The following is an 18,772-nucleotide window of genomic DNA, read 5'->3' as shown; positions in this document are numbered from 1 at the left end:
TCCCACGCCGCACACAGCACCCCGGCTCGACCCGGCTGCGAGGATGTGCCCTGTGGTGAGCGACGAGGAGTGGGACCGCATCCGGCACGACGTGCGTCTCGGGCAGCGGTTGATCGGGCGGGTGAGCGGGGTTCCGACGTCCGCTGCGGCCGCACCCCACCACCACGCTCGTGCTGCCGTGCCCCGAGATCGTTGAGACGAAGCGACGACCCTCGTCTCAACCAATCTGAGGCACCACAGGTCAAAGCCGCGCTTTCCCCCGACCTACGTGAGACAGGACAGCGGGTTTACCTCCCACGGGCGGTTCACGGGCGTTCAGCCTGGTGGTGGTTGTCGGGTGTGCTCGGATCAGTACGAGCTCGCTTCGGGAGGGTCGGTGGGTGTCGAGGAACTGGGGCAGGCTGACTTCGAGATTGCGTACGCGGATGAGGATCGCGTGCCCCCGTCGCGAGGCGTTGACGGCCTGTCCGTTCCCGATGCCGAACGAGCCCCGCACCCATAACCCGGAGTCGCTGGACCAGCTCACCCGCCGACTCAAGGATCTCCTTGCCCCTGATACTGACGACCGGGGCCGTTGCGCCAGCTGCGGCACCAAGTTGAAGGCCCCCAAGTCGAGTACGCGGTTCTGTTCAACCGTGCGAGAGGAAGCGCTCGCATGGCTGCGGTACGACGAACCGACCATGGCGAATCAGGCGTGAGAATCCGTCGTCGTGTTTGGAAGCCGACCGGCAACATCAACTGAGACAGTCATGCGGAAGTGTTGCTGAGAGGCAACGTCAAGTGAGACTCCGCCGAAGACACGTCTCACCCGACCTCGCATCCCCCGGGTCACAGGCTCGGCTACCGGCAAGATCCACTGAGACGGGACACCACGGGTTGCGTGACCTCTCGCAACGAAGCTTGAGCGACTCTCAGCGAAGGCTGGTGACAGGCGCCTTTCTCACCGATGGTTGAGCACGCATGGTCTCGCTGCGGTAGCCGTCCTACGCCTGTGGAACCCGCGGCCCTTCCCAGGCGGCGTGGTTCTACGCTGAGTCGCTTGCCCTCCGGGGACGATGCGTGGTCCGTGGACAGGAGGAAGAAGCGGCAGGGAGGTTCGTAGCCGCCTCAAGCAGATGACGCTGCAGGCCAGTTCCAACTTGAAGCCTTGGCGTCGGCCACGCTGAACCATCCGGGCCGCACCTCGACCAGTAGGGGCTTCAGCAACTCTATTGCGGTCCGCAGGTCTTGGTCCGTGGGGTCATGAGGCTCAGGCAAGCTCCGCCCGTAGCAGCGCAGCCGCCACAGGTCGAAAATCTCCGTCCCGTCAGCCGCGAAGTCCACGTCGATCTCGATGCCCGTTTGGCTGGTGAAGAGGCAGCCTGCTCCGTGGACGCTATAGCGGTAGACGCCGATTTCACCGTTCCTGCTGATTTGGTGCGAACGGGCCAGGCCCAGCACATCAGCTAACTGTTCAAGGGAAGGAACCGATCCCCTCAGAGCCTCACCAACGGCGTTGAGCGCCTCGATGTAACCGATCACAAGGTGACGCGCTGTCACCGCGTGTGGCCCTCTCCCAGCTGAGGCCTGTCCCATACCGCGCCGCCCCCATCCATGCTCGAAGCGATTGTTCCACGAGGGCTTCCAACCGCGAGAAATGGTGCGACACCTCGGTGTGACAGGACCGACAATCGTTCGATGACTGCCAAGAAACATTGCCTCACCCTCCACGTTGTCGTTCCTGATCTTCCGCAGGGGGGCGCAAGCGTGGAGGTCCGACCGCTGGTCGACAGTGAGGACATCCTGGCTGAGGTGTTCACAGATGGGCCGGGCGAAGATCCCAAGTATCTCTTGCTGCCGGATGGCCCTCTCACGGCTGGTCCTGAGCCGCACGAGGTGCGGTTGGCCGAGGCAACGTGCACCGAAGGGTGCTGCGGCGCTCTCTACGTGACCATCCGGCGCGACGGCGACCACGTGATCTGGAGCGAGTGGCGCAACCCCGACGAGGACAACGTTGACCTGCCTGAGTTCTGGTTCGATGCTCGGGAGTACCAAGCAGAGGTCGAGCGAGCCGTTGCAGACCACAGCTGGGAGTGGCCGGCGCGCACCGTTGCCCGGTTGTTGGAGCTGGACCTCAGAGAGCGCGCCGGCTGGCTTGCACAGTGGGAATGTGAACTCGGCGGTGTGTCCGCCTGGCTTTGGGAGCCCGACCAGATCAACCTCTTCCTATTCCACCCGAGCCGCTCGGCCATCGGGGAAGACCGCCCATGGCTGCAGTTCCGGATGGTGCTTGACGTCTCCAGTGACGACCCTGAAAGTCAGGCCGAGAGACTTGTTGAGCAACTCGTGGCGGGTGACCCACGTCAGACAGCCGAGGTCTGCGGCGGATCTCCGGAGTACGCCGGACAGCTTGGTTACCCGTGGCCGCAGCGGCGGAGGGCCTGAACGCGACGATCATCGGCTGATCTTTGCCGCGGCGATCAACACCCTGCTGACCTGGCACGATGCCCTGATGAATGCCAACGACTCCTGGGAATCCATGCCAACCGTCAATGTCCGCCTGTGGCGCTCCGATGCCGTCGTGCTGTTCGACTGGCTGATGAGCACCGACCTCAACGCCATACCGATCACGCATCCGGCTCAGAAGCAGGCGCTCGCCGACCTGCTGGGGCGGTTTGAGTGGGCATGTGATGTCGACATCACGGATTCCACAGCGGAAGAGATCGCCGCTGCCCAGGAAGAGGTGGCCAAGGATATGGGCTGGTAGGGCACCGGAGGCGATCAAACTTCGATGGCACGCGCTCAAAGTTCGTTGAGGGCGTAGTGGCGGCCGTGAGGTACTCCCTGGGGCGCGGGGTACGGCAGATTTCTCCGTGACGGCGGAGGATGGTGCGTGGCAGCCGTTGCTGGACGGCTGGCCGGATTCCCGCGCGCCGGCCTCGGCGCGACCCGGTGAGTCCCCCGACGATATCTGATCGCACGCTCGGTTCGAGGGAGCCGGTTGCCCGTACGTGCGGACGCTGGGGCTTGAAGTGGCGCCAGCGGTGGGGGTCGTGTCTCGTTTGGTGAGCCTCGACCATGGGCTTCAGCGTTTCGCTGTCATGGGTGTTGCCGGCGGAGATGCCGACGATCAGGGGCAGTCCGTTTGCGTCCGACAGGACGTGGATCCCGGGGTCGGCCTGGCAGGTGAAGGGCGCACTGGTAGCCAGCTGGGTCGGCCCGCGACTGACTAGGTACGCGTGGGCGGCAACGAACAGGGGATGAAGGCTGCCGACTTCCGGAAGTGATCTTGGCGGCACGCAGCGGCGAGAATATTCGTATCGACAGCTCTACCACGGGGGGACACACCTATGAGACCGACTCGTGCTGCTCTGCTCGTCGCGGCCGCCGCTCTGACGCCGGCCCTCCTCTTCACCACTCCGGCGTTCGCCACGGGCTCGACGGCCACGTCGACGACCGCGACCGCCACGTCCGAGACGCCGGTGGACGAGATGTCGGAGGAAGACCTCCGTATCGCGATCCTGCGCATTCTGGCAGACAAGGACAGCGGCAAGGCGGTCGTCGGAGAGGCCAACAAGGCCCTCGACGGCACCGTGGAGGACATGCGGAACTTCCTGGAGACCGGCTACCGCCTCGCCCAGGCCGAGGACGACCGCGTCGCCGTCTTCCGCATCCTGTACCTGGCGAACAAGAACGGCGACAAGGCGGTCATCCGGGAGGTCAACAAGGCCCTCGACGACGGCAGCCCGGAGGCCCTGCGCGCCTTTTTGGAGACCGGCTACCGCCTCGCCCAAGCCGAGGACGACCGCGTCGCCGTCTTCCGCATCCTGGCCGATCCGACCATCAGCGACGCCCTCCGCGCGGCTGCCGAGGAGGCCATCGACGGGACGCCGGAGGAGCTGCGGTACTTCCTGGAGGTCGGGCAGTACGAGGTGGACGGTTAGATCCGCAGCCGAGGTCGGCGCAGCGGCTCGGGGAACTCCGGAGCTTCCGCGCCCTCGTCCCTGTTGACGGTGGCGAACCTCCCATTCCCCTCCTGGAGTTGGTCCACCACATGAGCCGGCAGATATTCCGTGACCGTCCAGTCGGCGGATTCGCCGTGGAGGTCTCGGGCCGGTGCGCCGTCGCGCGGCAGATGCCGCACCAGCACCGCGAGCCGACGTGACGACAGTGGGCCGCGGTGCCAGTCCAGAAGGCCGACGCCGTGGTGGCGCAGCAGATCGGCCTCGATGGCCTCGGTGTGCTCTTCGACGAGCGCGTCGAGGCTCAGTCTTCCCTCAGGACCAGCCCCCGTCTCCTTGCCGTATGCCTCCAGGATCGCGGCGATGTCCTGCATGGTGATGTCGTGGCGCTCGAAGCGGGTGAACTGCTGCTCGCCGAGGAGGAGTCGGAGCAGTCTGTCGACGTCGTTGTCGTCGAGGTAGCGCACCTTGCGGGCGGTGGTGCGGCTGAGTTCAGTCGGAAGCTCGAACGAGTCCTCGTCGAGATCGAAGGTTCAGGCCCGGCCGAGCGCTTCGAGGCGCTGGGCGCGGGCGGCGTTGCTGGAGTCGACGGAGGCCCAGGTGCTGTGAATCGAGCCAGTTCAGAAAGTCGATGGCGGCCAGCACGTTGCCGCAGTCGCCTTTGTGCGCGGCGTAGGTGTACCGGCCTCGGGCTGAGCGTCGGCGGGCGTCGCGGATGATGTGCCACTCGGCGAACGGACGAATGGGATTGGCGTGCCGCGCTGGGAGTTCTGCCACGGTCCGCGCGATCCAATTGGTGAGCAGGGCGAGATTCTCATCGCGTGGCGGCAGGATGCCGGCGGTGACGAGTAGCCCTCGCACGTAGGCGGTGGCGGCCCGTTGGGGCAGCGAGTCGAGGGATTCATGGTTCAGGGCTCCAGGGTCGAGGGCCAGGCGCCCCAGGAGACGGGCTGCGGGACTGGTTTCCGCGTGAGGGCCCTGGTGGCACCGAGCCGGTCGCCGGCTGTTCCGGCAGGAGCTCGATCCGCGTCCACGACATGTCTGGCAAGGGCTCTGCCGGCGGTGAGCGTCCCGCTCCCAGCAGAGCCCTTGCCCGCCAAAAGGGTCCCCGGCGTGGCATTCCTGGCACGTCTTGAATGTCGAAAGCATCGTGAATTCGGTGGCGTTCGAGGGGCACCGTGCTCACCAACGACAGGGTCCCTTCCTCCGGTCAGCCGGCGTTCAGCCCGGGCAAGCTGGTCCTCGAGCTCTGCACAGGCGACGGGCCGCGCTCCGTCGAGAGCGTGGGAGTCAGGCGGGCAGCAGAACGATTCCGTCCTCGTCGCTCACGAGGTGGGCGCCCGGCACGAACACGACTCCGCCGAAGCGCACAGGGACGTCGACTTCGCCCACGCCGTCCTTGCGGCTCTTGCGCGGGTTGGTGCCGAGGGCTTTGACGCCGACGTCGATTCCGTTGACCGCCGCGGCGTCCCGGATGGCTCCGTTGATGACGATGCCCTCCCAGCCGTTGGCGGCGGCGAGTTCGGCCATCTTGTCCCCGAGCATCGCGCAGTGGACGGATCCTTCCGCGTCGACGACGACGACCTTGCCGTGGCCGGGCTCGGCGACGACCTTCTTCAGCAGGGCGTTGTCCTCGTGGCTGTGTACCGTCACCACGGTCCCCTGGAAGCGGCTGCGTCCGCCGTACTGCCGGAACTGCGTGTCGCACGAGGCCAGGGCCTCGCCGTGCTCGTCGTACAGGTCTGCGGTGGGGATGAACTGCGTCATGGCTGATTCCTCGGGATGTCGGGGGTCCGGGTGGGCCGGACGTGGCTGATGATCGTTGGTTGCTTTCGGCTGCTTGTTCGCCGCTTGCGGTTTGAGGACTGTGGTCAGTGGGTGATGCCGCGCGATGCCAGTCCCGCGGCGACGAGCGCGCCGGCCGTGGCGGCGAGTACGCCCGGCGCTCCGGTGCTGACGGCCAGAGCGCCGGCGGCGGACGGGACCACGCTCTGGCCGAGCCGGTTCCCCGTGAGGCGCAGCGACATCGCGCGTCCCCGCAGTCCCGGAGGCGTCTCCTCGGCGAGCCACGACATGGTCAGCGGCTGGCCCGTACCGAGACCCAGGCCCATGGCGATGACGACCGGGACGAGCAGCCACACCGGAAGCGGCAGCGCGACGAACCCCGTGCCGGCGGCTGCCAGGGCGATGCTGCCGGTCAGGAGCCGGCCGCGGCCGAGCCGCCGTACGAGACGGCCGAGGAACAGCCGCGAGCCCATCGACGCCGCGGCCCGCACCGCCAGCAGCGCGCCGATGGTGCCTGCTGCGATGTCGCGTTCGGCGCCCAGAACCGGCAGGTAGACGAGGCTGATGTCGACCGCCGCGAGCACCACGCAACTGACCGTCAGGGCGCGTACGAGGCCCCGGCGGCGCAGTAGGGTGCGCACCGATCCCGCATGGCGCTCGGACGGCGCGGCCTGTCCGCGGCCGGCGGGCAATGGAAGCGAGACGACGAGCAGGGCCCCGGCCAGGGCGAGGGTTCCGGTGAAGATGGCGCTGCTGTCAGGGAGGGTTCGGGAGCCGCCGAAGAAGACGATGAGCATGGGGCCGATCGCCTGCCCGGCCGAGGCGACGAAGGTGTAGTGCCCGAACGCCATGTCGTACCGGGAGCGGGGCGTCCGATTGGCTACCAGGGCCTGCTGCCCCACGACGGAGCCCAGGTGGCCGGTGCCGAGCAGGACACTGCCCGCGACGATGCCCCACACCTCGTGTGCGGCGAAGACGAAGGTCAGGGCCGACAGGAGCGTCATGACCGCTCCGAGCATCATGACGGTGCGCTCGCCGAAACGGTCGGCGACCTGGCCGGCGGGAACCGCGAGCACGAGTGGCACGAGCGCGAAACTCGCGCCGAGCGCGCCGAGCCACGAGGCGGGCACGTGCAGCTCGATGGCTCGGTAGACCGCCGTCGGCCTGAGGACGAAGGTGATCGTCTGGACCAGGAGGGTGTGCGCGTACAGCGGTGCCAGGAGTTTCGGTGCCGACGGCCGTATGTCCATCGGCCGGCGTCAGGGGAGCCGCTTGAGCGGATGACCGGGCTCCACGCCGAGATGCGTGGCGGCCCGGGCCCCGAGCGAGGTGTGGATGTGCTGGCGCATCACCTCGGCGGCGCCGTCACTGTCACCTCGGACCACGGCGTCTACCAACTCGTGGTGCTCGTGGTCCTTCTGGTCCCGCTCCTCCTGGGTGCGGACGGCCTCCAGGCCGAGGCGCCGGTACCGGTCCGCCTTGTCCCACAGGCCTCCGAGCGTCGCGATGAGGAGGTCGTTGTGGGACGCCTCGATGACCGCCTGGTGAAAGGCCCGGTGCGCGCCCAGATCACGCGTCGTGGGGTTGCTCAGCAGTGGCTTCACATCCTTGACCAGTTCGCGGATGCGGCGGATGTCGTCCTTCGTCCGGCGCTGCGCGGCGAGCGCCGCCGCCAGCGGGTCGAGTGAGAGCCGGATCTCCAGCAGGTCGCGGGCCTCCTCGGCGGTGAGGGGGGCGACCCGGGCGTCGCGATGCGCGTCGAGCTCGACCAGGCCCTCGGACTTCAGCCGGCGCAGCGCCTCACGCAGGGGAGTGGTGCTGATGCCGATGGTGCGCGCCAGCGTGGCCTGCTGAAGGACGGTTCCCGGCTCGAACTCGCCGGAAAGGATGCCTTCGCGGATGCGGGTGTAGGCGAAGTCGCTCTTCGTCGCGTACACCATGGCGGGTTCGGACATGGGCCGTCTCCTCCTCGTGAACTCGCTATAACCTATCGCGTCCTGTGGGGTGCTGTCTCGAAGATCAGGCCATCTGTTCAGAACTTTCTTCGCGCGGCCTCCGCCCGGTCGAGCGTGCCACATGCTGCCAATGCTTGCAGCTCATGGGCTTGATTCGCAGCCTTTTCCGGCGGTGCGGAGCGCCCGGGGCGAGCAATTGATCACTCCCGGCCCCTTGACTGTCATAGGTTATAACCTACAACGTGATGGCCGGTAATCGCCGCAGCAGTCGTCTGAGGAGTGGTCGATGAAGTCCATTCAGTCCCGTCCCGGGACCCACCGCCGGAGGCAGCTGTGCCTGCCGGTCGCCGGCGTCGTCGTTCTCGGCGCCCTGGCCGCCTGCGGAGGCGGGGGCGGCACCGAGGCCGAGCAGCCGAAGGCGAACCCGATCGCGGCCGGCAAGGTGCCGGCCTACTACCCGGCCGGCTACTCCGACCTGGTCTCGCAGGCCGAGCACGAGGGCGGCACGCTGACGATCTACTCCAACACCTCGGAGGAGAACTGGGCGCCGGTCTTCCGCGACTTCAAGAAGAAGTACGGCTTCGTCACCAAGATCTCCGCGAACGACCTGGACAGCGACGAGGTGTTCCAGAAGGTCCTCAGCGAGCAGGCCACCGGCTCCTCGCCGGTCGACCTGGTGGTGTCCAACGCGGCCAGTGCGTGGGCAACCTTCGCGGCCCGCCCCAAGATGCTGGCGTCGTACCAGTCGCCGGAGCTGTCGAAGCTCCCGGACTACGCGAAGCTGCTCCCCGACGTCTACGCGATGGCGATGGACCCGCAGCTGCTCGCGTACAACACCTCGCTCATGGACAAGCCGAAGGGCCTCCACGACCTGGCCGAGAAGGTCGCCGCTGACCCGGGGAAGTTCAACAACAAGATCACGGTCCGCGACCCCGAGAGCTCGTTCGGGTTCACGGTCACCCACGCGTACACCAAGGCTCTTCCGACCGCCTGGGACGACTTCAAGAAGCTGCTGCCCAAGACCCGTCCGGAGACGTCTTCGGGCACCCAGATGGAGAAGATCTTGTCCGGTGAGTACATGGCCGGTTTCCTCATCAGCGGCGGCCCCGCCTACCCCGTCGTGGGGGACAGCGACGGCCTGGTCGACGTGGTCTACCCCGAGGAGGGCACGGTCGTCCTGCCGCGCGGCATCGGCCTGGCTGCGGACGCGCCCCACCCGGCGACGGCGAAGCTCTTCATCGACTTCCTGCTGTCCGCCGAGGGCCAACGGGCCGTCGCCGAGGGCGGGTTGTCGTCGTACCGGGCCGGTGTCTCAGGCCCGGGCCTGCACACCTACCAGGAACTGGTGGACAAGGTCGGCAAGGACAAGGTCATCCAGGTCCCGTACACCGAGGTCTCGAAGAACGAGTCCGATGCGTGGCTGAAGCGCTTCGACGACCTCGTCGGCAAGTAGGAACCTCTCGGACGATCGGAGTCGGCGGACATGACCACCTTGACCAGGCCCCTGGAACCGTCGGGCCAGCAGGAGACACGGCCCGGGCTCAGGCCACCGCGCTATCGCAGACCGATGGGGATCGGGCGGGACACGGCGGTTCACTATGCCGTGTTGGCCGTGCTGGCGCTGTTCGTGCTGGCTCCGATTGTTCCGACCCTGATCCAGTCGATCCGCTCGGTCCCGCTCTACGAGTCGGGCGGAGTGTTCACACTGGACGGCTACAAGCACCTGTTCACCGATGCCGGCTTCGGCCGCGTCGTCTGGAACACCCTGCTCTTCGCCTCGTTGACGACCTTCCTCTCGCTGGTGATTGCGATCCCGATGGCCGTGGTGGTCGTACGGACCAAGCTGCCTGGCGGACGCCTCATCGCGCTGGCGATGCAGTGGCCCTTCTTCATCTCCTCGCTCATCCTCGGCTTCGGCTGGATCATCATGTACGGCCCGGCGGGCTTCGTGAGCACCCAGGTCCGTGAGGCATTCGGGGGAGTGCCCTGGAACCTGTACTCCATCCCCGGCATGGCGGTGACCGAGGCGGTCGCGCTGGCTCCCGTCGCCTACGTGTTCTGCGCCAACGCGCTGCGCCAGTCCGACGCGTCACTGGAGTCGGCGGCGCAGGTCTGCGGAGCGGGCCCGCTGCGCATCATCGTGCAGGTCATCATCCCGATGCTCAGGCCGCCGATGGTCTACAGCTCCATCCTCGTCTTCTCCATGTCCATCGAGACCCTGAGCGTGCCCCTGCTCTACGGCCAGCCGGTCCACATCGACGTGTTCTCGACGTTCCTGTACCGCAACGGCCTGCAGTCCGTGAATCCCGACTATGCGGTTCTCGGCGCTGCATCCGTGATCATCCTCTGCGTCACCGCCGGCCTGGTCGCCGTCCAGGCGAAACTCCTGAAGAACGCCGCCCGGTTCGTGTCGGTCCGAGGCAAGGCGACGCGCCCGCGCCCCCTCGACCTGGGCCGGCTGAAGTGGATCAGTGTCGCGGCGATCGTCTGCTACGTCGTCTTCGGTGCGCTGATCCCGATCCTGGGCCTCGTCTTCCGCTCCTTCACCCTGATCTTCACCCCGCTGCGCAACCCGTTCGACTTCCTCACCACGAAGAACTACCAGACGATCACCGCCTACGACTCCTATGTGCAGTCGATCTGGAACAGCGTCATCGTCGCGGGTTTCGGGGCCGTGGCGGTGAGCGTCCTCGCCATGTTCGCGGTCATGGTGTCCCGGCGGTCCACCTTCCGACACGCCCGCGCCATCGAATACCTCGCCCTGATCCCGCAGTCCATTCCGGGCATCATCGTCGGCATCGGCTTCTTCTGGGCCTTCTCCTACGCCCCGTTCGGGCTCGCGAGCCTGCTGCCGGGCACACTGACCGCAGTGATCATCGCCTTCGGGCTGCGCGCCGTGCCCAGTGCCTTCGGCTCGGTCGCCCCCGCGACGATGCAGATCGGGACCGAGCTCGACAACGCCGCCCGCGTCGTCGGCGCCGACTGGGTCATGACGTTCTTCCGGGTCCTGCGCACGCTCGTCACGCCCGCCTTCATGGGCGCCGTGATCCTGACCTTCGTGATCATGCTGAAGGAGTACGCGCCGGCGGTCTTCCTCAGCTCGGCCGACAACAACGTCCTGGGCACGACGATGCTCGGCCTCTGGGCGCAGGGGCGCACCGGCTCCGTCGCAGCCCTGGCCTCCATCCAGATCGCCATCACCGCGACGTTCGTCGCGCTCGCAGGCCTGCTCATGAGAGGGAAGCACCATGCCTGAACTCACCGTCACGCACCTGAAGAAGGCCTTCGGCGACAACACCGTCCTGCACGACAACAGCTTCACCATCAAGAACGGCGAGTTCTTCACTCTCCTGGGCCCCAGCGGCTGCGGCAAGTCCACGACGCTGAACTGCATCGCGGGGCTGGAGCAGCCCACCGGCGGCTCCATCGTGGTCGGCGGCACCACGTTCGTGGACGCGGAGAAGAAGGTCTTCCTCCCGCCCGAGGAGCGCAACCTCGGCATGGTCTTCCAGTCGTACGCCCTGTGGCCGCACATGACCATCGCCAAGAACGTCGCGATGCCGCTCACCATCCGCAAGGCGTCCAAGAGCGATCAGCGGGCCCTCATCCACGAGGCGCTGGACAAGGTCGGTCTCGCCGACCTCTCCGGCCGCTACCCCCACCAGCTCTCCGGCGGTCAGCAGCAGCGGGTCGCGCTCGCCCGGGCCCTGGTCTACTCGCCCACGGTGCTGCTGCTGGACGAGCCGTTGTCCAACCTCGACGCGAAACTCAGGGAGCAGGCCCGCGCCTGGCTCAAGCGCCTCCAGGAAGAGCTCGGGATCACCACCGTCTACGTCACCCACGACCAGGACGAGGCGCTGGCCCTCAGCGACCGCATCGCGGTCATGTCCGGCGGCCACATGCTCCAGATCGCCGACCCGCACACCATCTACGAACGCCCCGCCACCGCAGAGGTCGCAGCCTTCGTCGGCCGCTGCAACTTCCTCCAGGGAAAGGTCGAGGGATCCGCGGGCGACCGCCACCACATTCGCCTCGACTGCAACGACGAGATCGTCCAGGTCGCGACCCCGGGCCTCACGGCCGCACGTGGACAGGCCGTCACGGTGGCCGTCCGGCCGGAGAACCTCGAAGTCGTCGCCGCAGACGCGGACGTATCCGGCGCCAACCGTCTCACCACCGAGGTGCTCACCTCCTCATACGTCGGCTCACGCTACGAGTACGACGTCAGGCTCGGCAGCCAGGTCGTCCAGGTCGAGAGCAACCGGCCCGGTCTCGCCGGCCAGGTCCAGCTGGTCTTCCAGCCGGAGGCCGCCCTCTTCTACACCGAGAAGGTCGAGCTCAGCCAGGAGGAGCAGGACCTCCTGACGGTCACCCCATGACCTGCACTCGCCGCCTGCTCGTCCCGCACCTGAACCCGAAAGGCAACGACTGTGACCACCCCTGGCTCCCGCACCTGCCGCCTGGGCGTCCTCCACGGGGACGGCATCGGCCCGGAGATCGTCCCGTCGTCGGTCGCCGTCGTCGACGCCGCCGTCGCAGCTGCAGGGGGTGAGGCGATCGAGTGGCACGAACTGCCGCTCGGCTTCGCCGCCCTCACGGAGTACGGCGAGCACACGCCCGCGAGCACGCTGAAGGCACTGGAGGACCTCGACGGCTGGTTGCTGGGCCCGCACGACAGCGCGGCCTACCCCGAGCCCCACCGCAGCCGGCTGAACCCGAGCGGCACCATCAGGAAGCACTTCGGTCTGTACGCGAACATCCGGCCCGCCAAGGCCTTCGAAGGCGGTAACGCCCTTGTGCCGGGCACCGACCTCGTCATTGCCCGGGAGAACACCGAGGGCTTCTACGCCGACCGCAACACCTTCCGCGGCACCGACGAGATGATGCCCACACCCGATGTCGCGATCATGCACGGCATCATCACCCGGGCCGCGACGGAGAAGATCGCGCACTCGGCGTTCCGGCTCGCCCAGCGCCGCCGCCGGAAGGTGACGATCGTGCACAAGGCCAACGTGCTCAAGATGACCACGGGACTCTTCCGCGATGTCTGCCGCGAGGTGGGCCGGCAATACCCCGAGGTCGAGGTGGACGACTTCCACGTCGACGCCATGACCGTGCATCTGGTGCGCCGGGCCCACGAGTTCGACGTCATCGTCACGGAGAACATGTTCGGCGACATCCTCTCCGACCTCGCCGGGGAGATCGCGGGCTCGCTGGGCATCGCGCCCTCCGTCAACTCGTCCGACACGCACGCCATGGCCCAGGCCGCCCACGGCTCGGCCCCCGACATCGCGGGCCAGGACAGGGCCAACCCGATCGCGATGAACCTCTCCAGCGCCATGCTGCTGGAGTGGCTGGGAGCCCGCCACGACGACCCCCGCCTCACCGACGCCGCCCACCGCATCGAGGACGGCATCGCCCGCACGGTCCGCAGCGGCGTGTCCACCCGGGACCTGGGCGGGTCGGCCGGCTGCAGCGAGTTCACCGAGGCCGTCGTGGCAGCCATCGGCTCCTCCCGCTGACCCGCGGGCATCCAGGAAAGGACGCGATGGAGAGCACCCGACCCCTCGTGGCGGCCGTCCACGCCACCCCGGCGACGATACGTCCGGTCAACGAGGCCTACGCGGACGACTTCCCGGCAGCCGATGTGTGGCACCTGCTCGACGACCGGCTCGTCAAGGACGCCGACCGCGCCGGATGCCGCACGCCCGAGCTGGCGCTGCGCATGCGCACACTCATCCGCTACGCCCTCGACGCCGGCGCGGACGCGGTTCAGCTGTGCTGCTCGATGTACGGGCCGGTCGCCGCCCAAGTGGCGGCGGACGTGCCGGTCATCAGCTCCGACCAGGCGATGTTCGACGAGGTCGTGGCCCTGGCGCCGCGCCACGTCCGCGTCCTGGCCTCCCTGGCCCCGGCGGCCGAGGACAGCCGGGCGCGGCTCGGCAAGGCGCTGGAAGAAGCCGGCCGGTCCTGCCCGGTCGGGTCGGTGGTGGTGGCAGGCGCCGCGGCCGCCGCATCGACGCAGGACCTCGAGACGCTGCGTGCCGTGATGACCGAGGCCGCGCGGAGCCTCGATGCCTCCGTCGACGTCATCGCGTTCGCCCAGTACTCGCTCGCTCCAGTCGCCTCCGCAGTCGCGGCAGCCGTCGCGGCCACGGTCGTGACCGGCCCGCACCTGGCGGCCTCGACCATGGCAGGGCTCCTGGACGGTACGCCGGAGCGCGGGGGCCGCCCGTGATCACCCTCGGTTGCATCGCCGACGACTTCACCGGCGCCACCGAAGAACTCGATGAGACCGCACGGCTGTTCCTGCTGCTGCGTCGCCTCGATGCCCGCCCTCTCACCTCGGCACAGGTGAACGAACTCAACCGGAGGTTTCCGGCATGACCACCCTCGTGGATCCCCAGCGCCTCATCCGGTTCGGTTCCCAGGTCCTGGCCTCGCTGGGCGTTCCGGCAGACGACTCCCGGCTGGTCGCCGACAGCCTGGTGACGGCCGACCTCTGGGGTCACCCGTCGCACGGCATGCTGCGCCTCCCGTGGTACGTCGCCCGGCTCCGCTCCGGGGTCATGCGGCCGCAGACGCGGCCCGAGCCGGTGGCGGACCTCGGCGCCGTCGCCGTGCTCGACGGACGGGACGGCATCGGGCAGGTGATCGCCGACCTCGCGACGTGCAGCGCGGTCGACCGGGCCCAGACCCACGGCGTGGGCGTGGTCGCGGTACGCAACAGCAACCACTTCGGCACGGCGGCGTACTGGACACGCCGCATGGCCGACCGCGGCTGTGTCGGGATCCTCACCACCAACGGCAGCCCGGCGATGGCGCCTTGGGGCGGGACACGTAAGACCGTCGGCGCAAACCCCTGGTCGGTAGCCACTCCCGGCGGCTCGCACCCGCCCGTCGTCCTCGACATCGCCAACACGTCCGTCGCCCGGGGCAAGATCTACGCCGCCGCCCAGCGCGGCGAAACGATCCCCGACACCTGGGTCATCGACGAGCACGGGACGCCGACCACCGACCCGAACGTCGCCGTGCACGGGCTCCTGGCCCCGATGGCAGGGCACAAGGGCTACGGCATCTCGTTCGTCATGGACGTCCTGTCCGGTGTGCTCACCGGCAGCGGTTACGCCACCGACGTCGCCGGCCCCTACGTCCCCGACCAGCTGAGCCGATGCGGCCACCTGATCCTGGCACTGCGCATCGGCGCCTTCCTGCCCGAGCAGGACTTCGCGGCCCGTATCGACGACCTCATCAGCCGGACGAAGGTCGTGCCGAAGGCCCCCGGTGTCGCCGAGATCCTCTATCCGGGCGAGCCCGAAGCCCGCGCCGAACGCGGAGGCAGGGCGGACGGCGTACGGCTGCCGGAAAGGACGGTCGCCGAGCTGAGCGACCTGGGGGCGTCGTGCGGGGTGCCGTTCAAGGACACCGTCCTGGCCGGGACGGCGTGATGTTCACCGTCATGGTCACCCTCACCGTCAAGCCCGACCGGGTCGAGGACTTCCTGGACGGCATCCGCGCCAACTCCCGGGCGAGCCTGCACGACGAGCCCGGCTGCCTGCGCTTCGACGTGCACCGCAACACCGAGCGGCCCAATGTCTTCCACCTCTACGAGATCTACGCCGACGAGGAATCCTTCCTCACGGCGCACCGGCAGGCCCCGCACTACGCCGCCTGGCGGGCCGTGACCGAGCGGTGCGTCGAGCCAGGAGGGCACGTGAACACCTTCGCCACCCCGATCTTCCCCGACGACATACCCGAAAGCCACCGATGAGCCGACCTAGCCAGATCACCGCGCTGAACACCTTCGGCACCGAGTCCGTCCTGCATGTCGGGAACGCCGCGTACCGGATCCACGACCTCAGCCGCCTCGACACCCAGGCCCTGCCGTACAGCCTGCGCATCGTGCTGGAGAACCTGCTGCGCCACGAGGACGGCCACCGCGTGAGCACCGACCAGGTGCGCGCCCTGCTCGACTGGGACGCGGGCCCGGACCACGCGCGCTCGGTCGACCTCAGCCCGTCCCGGGTGTTCCTGCACGACACCAACGGCGTCCCCACGCTCGCGGACCTCGCGGCAATGCGGGATGCCGCCGCCGGGCTGGGGGCGGACCCCGCCCTGATCAACCCGCTCATCCCGGCCGAGCTGGTCGTCGACCACTCCGTGATCGCCGATGTCTTCGGCACCCCGGACGCATTCGCCCGCAACGTCGACATCGAGTACAGCCGGAACACCGAGCGGTACCGGTTCCTGCAGTGGGGGCAGCAAACGCTCCGGGACTTCGAGGTCGTGCCGCCCGGGACCGGGATCATGCACCAGGTCAACGTGGAGTACCTGGCACGTGTGGTGACCGCCGAGGAGGGCTGGGCCTTCCCCGATATCTGCCTGGGCACCGACTCCCACACCACCATGGTCAACGGGCTGGGCGTGCTCGGCTGGGGGATCGGAGGCATTGAGGCCGAGGCAGTGATGCTGGGCGAGTCCCTGTCCATGCTGCTGCCCCGCGTAGTCGGCTTCCGCCTCTTCGGCGAGCTGCCGGAGGGCGCCACCGCCACTGACCTGGTCCTGACCATCACGGAGAAGCTGCGCGCATACGGCGTCGTGGGCAAGTTCGTCGAGTTCTACGGCCCGGGCGTGGCCGCTACGGCGCTGCCCGACCGGCTGACGATCGCGAACATGAGCCCGGAGTTCGGCTCCACCTGCGCCTTCTTCCCGATCGACGCGGAGACGGTGCGCTACCTGCGCTTCACGGGGCGGCCGAACACGGTGGTCGAGCTGGTGGAGGCGTATGCCAAGCGGCAGGGGCTGTGGCTCGACCCCGACCACACTCCCGCCTACTCCGAGTTCGTCGAGCTCGACCTGGGCAGCGTCGTACCATCACTGGCCGGCCCGAGACGCCCCCAGGACCGTGTGCTGCTCACGGCCGCACAGCGCGACTTCCGCACCGCGCTCCCGGACATTCTGCAGGTCGGGGACGACGGCATCCGTACGAAGGCGGATGAGGCGTCGGCCGAGTCCTTCCCTTCCAGCGACCCTCCGGCGATCGACGCGGACGATCCCGACCTGCCGCGCGGAGGGCTGCCCGGAGGTGTCCCGGACCGTCCGCATCGCAAGGTCGCCATCGAACTCGACAGGAACAACCCGGGCCGGGGCCCCTTCACCCTCGACCACGGCGCTGTCGCGATCGCCGCCATCACCTCGTGCACCAACACCTCGAACCCGACCGTCATGGTCGCGGCGGGACTGCTCGCGAAGAACGCGGTCCAGCGGGGGCTGCGGAGCAAGCCCTGGGTGAAGACGAGCCTCTCGCCCGGCTCACAGGTCGTCACTGACTACCTGAACGACGCGGGCCTGAGCTCCTACCTCGAGAAGCTGGGGTTCCACCTCACCGGCTACGGATGCATGACCTGCATCGGTGCCTCGGGCCCGCTCATCCCGGCCGTGAGCGACGCCGTCCGTGACCACGGTCTGGCGGTCGTGTCGGTGCTCTCCGGGAACCGCAACTTCGACGGCCGGATCAACCCCGACGTCCGGATGAACTACTTGGCGTCGCCTCCCCTGGTCGTCGCGTACGCCCTCGCCGGGACGATGGACGTGGACCTCGTCCGGGACCCCCTCGGAGTGGACACGGACGGACGGCCGGTCTTCCTGCGCGACCTGTGGCCCTCGGGACGTGAGGTGCAGGCGACCATCGAGTCCACTGTGGACGCGGCCATGTTCGAGCGTGCCTACGCGGACGTGTTCGCCGGCGACGCACGATGGCAGGAGCTGGCCGCGTCGGACGCAGAGACCTTCTCCTGGGACGAGGCCTCCACGTACCTGCGCCGGCCGCCCTACCTGGACGGGATGCCGTTGGACCCGGATCCGGTGCCGGACATCCGCGGAGCCCGTGTCCTGGTCAAGCTGGGCGACTCGGTCACCACCGACCACGTCTCGCCCGCGGGAGCCATCCCACCACGCACGCCCGCCGGCCGGTACCTCACCGAGCGCGGCGTGGAGCGCTTCCAGCTCAACACCTACGCCTCGCGCCGTGGCAACCACGAGGTGATGATCCGGGGGACCTTCGCCAATGTGCGCCTGCGCAACCAGCTCGTCCCGGGCACGGAGGGCGGCTTCACCCGCAACTTCCTGACCGACAAGGTCACAAGCGTCTACGACGCCGCGCTTGGATACCAGGAGGCCGGTGTACCACTGGTGGTCGTGGCAGGCAGGGAGTACGGCACCGGGTCCTCGCGCGACTGGGCCGCCAAAGGACCGGCACTGCTGGGGATCAGAGCCGTACTGGCCGAGTCCTTCGAACGGATCCATCGCTCCAACCTCATCGGAATGGGAGTGCTGCCCCTGCAGTTCCTCGACGGCCAGAGCGCCGACTCGCTGGGCCTCACCGGAAACGAGACGATCTCGATCACCGGACTCGACCAGCTCAACGGCGGAGGCACTCCCGGTACGGTCAGCGTGCACGCCGGTGACCTCCAGTTCGAGATGCATGTCCGGCTCGATACGCCACGTGAGGTGGAGTACTACCGTCACGGCGGAATCACCCGCTACGTCGTCCGCAAGCTGCTTCGTGGGGCTCAGGAACAGGACGCACACGGTGAGCCGGCCATAACGTCAACTTCCTGAATCCTGCGCCCTGCCGGCCTGCGCCCTGCCGGCCTGCGGCCTCGGGTGCGGCGACCGGGGCACGCAGGGACGGGCTGCCGTCGGCTGCCCACGACCACCGCATGGCGTGGACGAGTCCGGCCCGGGTGGTGATCCGGCCCGGCGTGTACCGGACGCGGGGCCTGGCGGGCGGCCGGTGGACGGCGGCTGCGGCGGCCTGCCACAGCTGCTCGGCTCTCTGCTCGTCGGCGCCGGCGCCCCGGGCGAAGGCGATCACGGAGCGTCGGGTGGGCAGCCGGCCGTCCAGGGCCTGGTGCAGCGTGCAGGCGGGCATCGGAAGCTGGGGCGTGCTGACCTCGAGCTGAGTCTGGTGCGCGACCTGCATCAGATGCTGCGCTTCCGCCGCGGGCATCGGCCGCTCCTGATCCCGCCGCCGGACTCTCACTGATTCCTGACATCCAGTGCTGCGACCGGAACGGAACGACGGAACGG

Annotated in this window: 16 protein-coding genes and 2 pseudogenes; 12 read left to right on the top strand and 6 right to left on the bottom strand. The window is 68.4% G+C overall.

Annotated elements, in window-relative coordinates; all coding sequences use genetic code 11:
* Positions 1-1,107: 1,107 nt before the first annotated feature.
* On the bottom strand, positions 1,108-1,521 hold the full coding sequence (locus ACFU6I_RS17800) for a DUF6896 domain-containing protein (protein WP_384367209.1): 414 nt from the start codon (positions 1,519-1,521) through the stop codon (positions 1,108-1,110).
* Between the two features lie 156 nt (positions 1,522-1,677).
* Here ACFU6I_RS17800 and ACFU6I_RS17795 point away from each other — a divergent pair, with 156 nt between their 5' ends.
* Together ACFU6I_RS17795 and ACFU6I_RS17790 are read left to right on the top strand one after the other, a co-directional pair.
* Positions 1,678-2,424 carry a hypothetical protein gene (locus ACFU6I_RS17795; RefSeq protein ID WP_384367206.1) on the top strand — a complete coding sequence of 249 codons (747 nt, stop codon included), beginning with the start codon at positions 1,678-1,680 and terminating at the stop codon, positions 2,422-2,424.
* A complete protein-coding gene (locus tag ACFU6I_RS17790; protein ID WP_384367203.1) occupies positions 2,390-2,746 on the top strand; it encodes a hypothetical protein in 357 nt (118 codons plus the stop codon). The genes ACFU6I_RS17795 and ACFU6I_RS17790 overlap by 35 nt, the downstream gene beginning before the upstream one ends.
* A gap of 243 nt (positions 2,747-2,989) precedes the next feature.
* On the opposite strand, the pseudogene ACFU6I_RS17785 reads toward ACFU6I_RS17790, so the two are convergent.
* Positions 2,990-3,146, bottom strand: a pseudogene (locus ACFU6I_RS17785) (IS5/IS1182 family transposase); the annotation flags it as partial.
* A gap of 183 nt (positions 3,147-3,329) precedes the next feature.
* On the opposite strand from ACFU6I_RS17785, the gene ACFU6I_RS17780 reads away from it, so the two are divergent.
* Positions 3,330-3,923 (top strand): ALF repeat-containing protein, encoded by a 594-nt coding sequence (locus ACFU6I_RS17780; protein WP_384367200.1) that lies wholly within the window; start codon positions 3,330-3,332, stop codon positions 3,921-3,923.
* 338 nt (positions 3,924-4,261) lie between these two features.
* Here ACFU6I_RS17780 and ACFU6I_RS17775 read toward each other — a convergent pair.
* The 4 genes and pseudogenes from ACFU6I_RS17775 to ACFU6I_RS17760 all read right to left on the bottom strand — a co-directional run.
* Positions 4,262-4,552, bottom strand: a pseudogene (locus ACFU6I_RS17775) (hypothetical protein); the annotation flags it as partial.
* A gap of 679 nt (positions 4,553-5,231) precedes the next feature.
* Positions 5,232-5,708 carry a ribonuclease E activity regulator RraA gene (rraA, locus tag ACFU6I_RS17770; protein ID WP_384367197.1) on the bottom strand — a complete coding sequence of 159 codons (477 nt, stop codon included), beginning with the start codon at positions 5,706-5,708 and terminating at the stop codon, positions 5,232-5,234.
* A 104-nt stretch (positions 5,709-5,812) separates the two neighbouring features.
* A complete protein-coding gene (locus ACFU6I_RS17765; RefSeq protein WP_384367194.1) occupies positions 5,813-6,976 on the bottom strand; it encodes an MFS transporter in 1,164 nt (387 codons plus the stop codon).
* A gap of 9 nt (positions 6,977-6,985) precedes the next feature.
* Positions 6,986-7,681: a GntR family transcriptional regulator gene (locus tag ACFU6I_RS17760; protein WP_384367191.1), complete on the bottom strand. Its 696-nt coding sequence runs from the start codon at positions 7,679-7,681 to the stop codon at positions 6,986-6,988.
* 286 nt (positions 7,682-7,967) lie between these two features.
* Between ACFU6I_RS17760 and ACFU6I_RS17755 the strand changes: the two genes are divergently transcribed.
* Genes ACFU6I_RS17755 through ACFU6I_RS17715 form a run of 9 tightly spaced genes read left to right on the top strand, consistent with a single transcriptional unit; the run spans position 7,968 to position 18,301 of the window.
* Positions 7,968-9,134 carry an ABC transporter substrate-binding protein gene (locus ACFU6I_RS17755; protein WP_384367189.1) on the top strand — a complete coding sequence of 389 codons (1,167 nt, stop codon included), beginning with the start codon at positions 7,968-7,970 and terminating at the stop codon, positions 9,132-9,134.
* A 30-nt stretch (positions 9,135-9,164) separates the two neighbouring features.
* Complete coding sequence (locus ACFU6I_RS17750) at positions 9,165-10,937, top strand: ABC transporter permease (RefSeq protein ID WP_384367186.1); 1,773 nt, start codon at positions 9,165-9,167, stop codon at positions 10,935-10,937.
* Positions 10,930-12,060, top strand: a complete 1,131-nt coding sequence (locus ACFU6I_RS17745; RefSeq protein WP_384367183.1) for an ABC transporter ATP-binding protein — start codon at positions 10,930-10,932, stop codon at positions 12,058-12,060. The genes ACFU6I_RS17750 and ACFU6I_RS17745 overlap by 8 nt, the downstream gene beginning before the upstream one ends.
* 51 nt (positions 12,061-12,111) lie before the next feature.
* Positions 12,112-13,203 (top strand): isocitrate/isopropylmalate dehydrogenase family protein, encoded by a 1,092-nt coding sequence (locus ACFU6I_RS17740; RefSeq protein WP_384367180.1) that lies wholly within the window; start codon positions 12,112-12,114, stop codon positions 13,201-13,203.
* Positions 13,204-13,229: 26 nt separating this feature from the next.
* The gene (locus tag ACFU6I_RS17735; RefSeq protein WP_384367177.1) at positions 13,230-13,919 is read left to right on the top strand and encodes a hypothetical protein; all 690 of its coding nucleotides are present in this window, start codon (positions 13,230-13,232) and stop codon (positions 13,917-13,919) included.
* Positions 13,916-14,068 carry a hypothetical protein gene (locus tag ACFU6I_RS17730; protein WP_384367174.1) on the top strand — a complete coding sequence of 51 codons (153 nt, stop codon included), beginning with the start codon at positions 13,916-13,918 and terminating at the stop codon, positions 14,066-14,068. The genes ACFU6I_RS17735 and ACFU6I_RS17730 overlap by 4 nt, the downstream gene beginning before the upstream one ends.
* Positions 14,065-15,129: an Ldh family oxidoreductase gene (locus tag ACFU6I_RS17725; protein ID WP_384367171.1), complete on the top strand. Its 1,065-nt coding sequence runs from the start codon at positions 14,065-14,067 to the stop codon at positions 15,127-15,129. Before ACFU6I_RS17730 ends, ACFU6I_RS17725 begins: the two co-directional genes overlap by 4 nt.
* The gene (locus ACFU6I_RS17720; protein WP_384367168.1) at positions 15,129-15,452 is read left to right on the top strand and encodes a putative quinol monooxygenase; all 324 of its coding nucleotides are present in this window, start codon (positions 15,129-15,131) and stop codon (positions 15,450-15,452) included. The genes ACFU6I_RS17725 and ACFU6I_RS17720 overlap by 1 nt, the downstream gene beginning before the upstream one ends.
* A complete protein-coding gene (locus tag ACFU6I_RS17715; RefSeq protein WP_384367165.1) occupies positions 15,449-18,301 on the top strand; it encodes an aconitate hydratase in 2,853 nt (950 codons plus the stop codon). The genes ACFU6I_RS17720 and ACFU6I_RS17715 overlap by 4 nt, the downstream gene beginning before the upstream one ends.
* The last annotated feature ends 471 nt before the right edge of the window (positions 18,302-18,772 follow it).

Origin of the sequence: Streptomyces sp. NPDC057486 (assembly GCF_042802415.1) — a bacterium.
Lineage (GTDB): Bacteria > Actinomycetota > Actinomycetes > Streptomycetales > Streptomycetaceae > Streptomyces > Streptomyces yanii.
This window is presented reverse-complemented; position numbering and strand designations above follow the sequence as displayed.

Coding starts and splice junctions, on each gene's coding strand:
- ACFU6I_RS17795 (WP_384367206.1), top strand. CDS start 1,678: ATGACTGCCAAGAAACATTGCCTCACCCTCCACGTTGTCGTTCCTGAT.
- ACFU6I_RS17780 (WP_384367200.1), top strand. CDS start 3,330: ATGAGACCGACTCGTGCTGCTCTGCTCGTCGCGGCCGCCGCTCTGACG.
- rraA (WP_384367197.1), bottom strand. CDS start 5,708: ATGACGCAGTTCATCCCCACCGCAGACCTGTACGACGAGCACGGCGAG.
- ACFU6I_RS17765 (WP_384367194.1), bottom strand. CDS start 6,976: ATGGACATACGGCCGTCGGCACCGAAACTCCTGGCACCGCTGTACGCG.
- ACFU6I_RS17760 (WP_384367191.1), bottom strand. CDS start 7,681: ATGTCCGAACCCGCCATGGTGTACGCGACGAAGAGCGACTTCGCCTAC.
- ACFU6I_RS17755 (WP_384367189.1), top strand. CDS start 7,968: ATGAAGTCCATTCAGTCCCGTCCCGGGACCCACCGCCGGAGGCAGCTG.
- ACFU6I_RS17750 (WP_384367186.1), top strand. CDS start 9,165: ATGACCACCTTGACCAGGCCCCTGGAACCGTCGGGCCAGCAGGAGACA.
- ACFU6I_RS17745 (WP_384367183.1), top strand. CDS start 10,930: ATGCCTGAACTCACCGTCACGCACCTGAAGAAGGCCTTCGGCGACAAC.
- ACFU6I_RS17735 (WP_384367177.1), top strand. CDS start 13,230: ATGGAGAGCACCCGACCCCTCGTGGCGGCCGTCCACGCCACCCCGGCG.
- ACFU6I_RS17725 (WP_384367171.1), top strand. CDS start 14,065: ATGACCACCCTCGTGGATCCCCAGCGCCTCATCCGGTTCGGTTCCCAG.
- ACFU6I_RS17720 (WP_384367168.1), top strand. CDS start 15,129: ATGTTCACCGTCATGGTCACCCTCACCGTCAAGCCCGACCGGGTCGAG.
- ACFU6I_RS17715 (WP_384367165.1), top strand. CDS start 15,449: ATGAGCCGACCTAGCCAGATCACCGCGCTGAACACCTTCGGCACCGAG.